The 3650-nt window shown below is 61.4% G+C and carries 3 protein-coding genes; all 3 read right to left on the bottom strand.

Translation table 11 applies throughout. The features are described from left to right. Positions 1-658, bottom strand: a 658-nt coding sequence (locus tag P272_RS0108495) for an ABC transporter transmembrane domain-containing protein (RefSeq protein ID WP_155805062.1), incomplete at its 3' end; no start/stop codon positions are given. A gap of 14 nt (positions 659-672) precedes the next feature. Continuing rightward, positions 673-2709, bottom strand: a complete 2037-nt coding sequence (locus tag P272_RS0108490) for an ABC transporter permease (RefSeq protein WP_029679091.1) — start codon at positions 2707-2709, stop codon at positions 673-675. After that, positions 2706-3437 (bottom strand): ABC transporter ATP-binding protein, encoded by a 732-nt coding sequence (locus P272_RS0108485; RefSeq protein ID WP_029676375.1) that lies wholly within the window; start codon positions 3435-3437, stop codon positions 2706-2708. The genes P272_RS0108490 and P272_RS0108485 overlap by 4 nt, the downstream gene beginning before the upstream one ends. Positions 3438-3650: the final 213 nt, after the last annotated feature.

Genomic DNA, 3650 nt, shown 5'->3' with positions numbered 1-3650 from the left:
CCGCATATATCTTGTTTTTTTCCGGGTCGATAGAGTTATAGGCTTCAAGTGTTCTCATGGAAGCGGCGGCTTCCTGCACAGTCGAGGTCATGTCCATTGTTGCATTCTGCAGATTGTTCTGCAGTTTTTTTACCGGCTTAGTTGCAATAAGCATAAGTGATATTGAAAAACCTGCAGGAATGAGAACTATCACAAAGAAAATGGGGTCAAGCCACACAAGGCACACCCCTGAACCTACAATCAGGATTATTCCTTGCACCAGTGAGAGGAATTGCGATGGAACCGACTTTATCAAAGCGGCATCATTGGAAACTCTTTGCGAATACCAGGCCGGAGGTTTCTGTTCTCTATCAAGCAAACTCATCCGGAAAAACTTGTCGACCATGCTGTTGCGAATGGAATATAATGATTTCTCCCCTATTGTGCCTAGTATGGCTTGCTGGATTGCTGTCAATACAGCGCCAAGAATGAACAGTATTCCCAATTGCACCGCGATTAATACGATTGCTTTGTGTTGTTGCACGCCGTCTATGAGGGCTCCGCTGAGCTGTGGTTGCAGCAGGACGACCGCTTGTGCGAGGATTCCCAGCAGAAGGCTTGCCGTGTATGCAAGAATGTGCCCCGGCATGTATTTCCTGACGACGTGGATAAAGTTCATGGTTGGCCTGGCCTCTAGTGTTTTGTGGGTTGGTTCTTGTGGGTGAGGCGTGTGCAGAGGATGGTGGTGGCTATGGCGACGGCCAGGAGCAGGAGGGACATGGGTAGGAAGATGTCTGCGATGATGGGTGTGTGTTGTATGCCGACCCCGTCCCGGACGAAGCTTATCGCCACGGATGCCTCGGTGATGGCCACGGCGACGAGGGAGAGGATGATGCCGGCGGTGACGTCGAGTGTGGTCTCGATGGCCGCTGACCAGGCGAGGGCGCCGCGGGTGACGCCCATCTGGTTGAGGCGCCGGTTCTGCATGCGTCGTTCGCTGATTCCTATGGCTATAGATTGGACGAGGAATATCAGGGACAGGATGGTGCCGCCGGCTATCATGAGCGGTGTTCCCTGCTGCTCCTTGATGCTGGTCTTGATGTAGTCGTCGATGAAGTCCTGCCTGTTCAAGGCGGTGATCTTGTGGGTGGTGTCCCTTATCTGTTGGGCTATGTCGTCGGCCTGGGTGTGGTCGCGGGCGGTGATGAAGGCGTACAGTCGGCCGTTCTCGCCCTCCCTGGGCAGGCCATCCTCGGTCGTGAGCATGTCCATGTTCACGTGGGGGGTGGTCTTGGGCGGCTCGATGACGGCCACGACCTGGACCTGGTGTCTTTTGTCGTGGCGGTCGATGAGGGTGATCGTGTCGCCCGGCTTGCGCTGGTTGTCGTATGCTCTGCTTATGGCCACCTTGCCGGCGCCCAGGTCGGCCAGGCTGCCCTGGAGCACCTTGGGGGCGGTGTCCTTGTGGCTGGGGTCGGCCAGGTCACGGGCCTGGGCCCAGGTGACCTGGAGGAAGGTGTCCATCTGGATGTTTCCGTGCTTGTCGGTCAGGACCCATTGCTGGGTCTGGTAGATGTCGGCTGTGCCGACCTCCCGTCCGAGCCCCTGCAGCGTGCGCGAGATCCTGCCGGCCTGGGACAGGTCGTCCGAGGAGGCCACCACGTCGGCCTTCATGGGCTCGATGCTGAGCACCACCGAGCTCATGCGGCCCGCCTGCATGATGAGGATGAAGGAGACCAGAATGGTCAGCGCCATCATGGCCGGCAACGCTATGGCCGTGGCGCCTGCCCTGCCCCTGCGGACCCGTTGCCGGGCCAGCAGGCCCGGTCCGGCCGCGGTTTTTTCGGCCAGCAGGCCCAGCAGGGATGCTACCGGGGGGACCAGCAGGGGGGCGGCCACGTACACGGTGATTATCAGTAGGACGATCAAGCCCAGCAGCCGGTCGTAGAACTCCGAGCGGTCGACCGGCATGAAGGCGACCGTGATAGAGGCTAGGAACAGGGCCAGGGAGCATACGATCCGCAACCGGCTGGCCTTTTTGTCCTTGACGGCCGGTTGTGTCATCAGCTTCAGGGGGGTCTCGGCCCCGAACCTGCGCGTGGCCAGCCACACGCCCAGCAGGCAGACCGCCATCATCAAGGCGAAGGCCACGGCCGCCACCCACAGGCGGGCCCTGGGGTGGAAGAGCAGGTCGATGTCCGTGGTGCCCATGGCCCTTATGAAGGCCATGCCCACAGGAACGGTCAGCAGGGATCCGGCCAGGCATCCCGCGGCGTCGGCCAGGGCCAGGGGCAGGGAGAACTCTCGCAGGGCCATGGCCACGACCTGTTTGCCCGAGGCGCCGTTGAGCCGCATCAGGCCGTATTCCCGGCGCCTTTCCTGGACCAGGAAGGACACCGATGACAGGACCAGGAACACCGTCACCAGCAGGCAGAACACCAGCGCGATCAGCGACACAGTGTTCAATGCCAGGTCGTAGTAGGCCTTGGTCAGAATGCGGTGGTAGGCGTTCAGGCCCTCCAGGCCGTGCAGGCCGTCGTAGGCCAGGCCCGCCTGACGTGCCTGCAGGGTCGCGCAGGACAGGGTCGTGGTGGCGAACACGGCCAGGCACATGATCCAGTAGGAGGAGCGGTGGGCCCTGACCAGGGAGAAGGACAGGCTGGCCCTTGTTGGCCGCTTGCGCCAGGGTCGGCTCGCCTGCTGGGCCGGGGAGGCCATGCCCGCGCTCACCGGTCGGCCCCGCTCAACGTGGTCTCGGCCAGGTGCATGGCCAGCTGCTCGGCCGTGCAGCCCGACCACACCGAGTGGATGCGGCCGTCGACCAGGAACACGGTGCTGCCAGCACGGGCCGCCACATCCGGGTCGTGGGTCACCATCAGCACCGTGGACCCCCGCGCCGCCACCTGGCCGAAGGCGTCCAGCACCAGCTGGGAGCCGGCGGTGTCCAGGGCGCCCGTCGGCTCGTCGGCAAAGACGACCGAGGGCCTCGAGGCCAAAGCCCTGGCCACCGCCACACGCTGCCGCTGCCCGCCCGACATGTCCGAGGGATAGACGTCGGCGAAACCATCCAGACCCACCGCCTGCAGGGCCCGCACGGCGTCGTCGACCTCGATGCGCGGCCCGCCGAAGAGGAAGGACAGCATCACGTTCTGCAGGCATGTGAACGCTTCGACGAGGTTGTAGTCCTGAAACACGAACCCGATCAGGTCACGCCTGACACGTGTCAGGTCGGCCTCTCCCATCCGGGCCAGGTCATGCTGCCCGATGTGCACCAAGCCCTGGTCGACCGGCAGCAGGCCCGAGGCGCAATTCAGCAGGGTCGACTTGCCCGCGCCCGAGGGCCCCATGATCGCCGTCCACGACCCAGGCGGGCATTGCAGGGACACGTCGGTGATGCCGGCCCCGCCCGAACCGTAATGATAGGAGACACCCTCAAGGGACAGAAACTCACCAGCCATACCCAACCCCAATCCACAGCCCGACGAAACCCCGAGCACCATACGAATCCACAACGCGAAAAGCTACAGCGAACTTTACACTGAGACGCAATACAAGTATTGCTTGCGTGACGGTTAAAAGTCTTCCATAAATTATTGACAAAAAGATGCAATAAGTCAAAAATTATTGTAAAGTACGATTCGTATGCGCTAAGGGCATACCTAATTTAGGGG

Origin of the sequence: Bifidobacterium sp. 7101 (genome assembly GCF_000499285.1) — a bacterium.
GTDB lineage: Bacteria > Actinomycetota > Actinomycetes > Actinomycetales > Bifidobacteriaceae > Bombiscardovia > Bombiscardovia apis_A.
The sequence above is the reverse complement of the archived record's forward strand: the minus strand, read 5'-3'. Positions and strand labels throughout refer to the sequence as shown.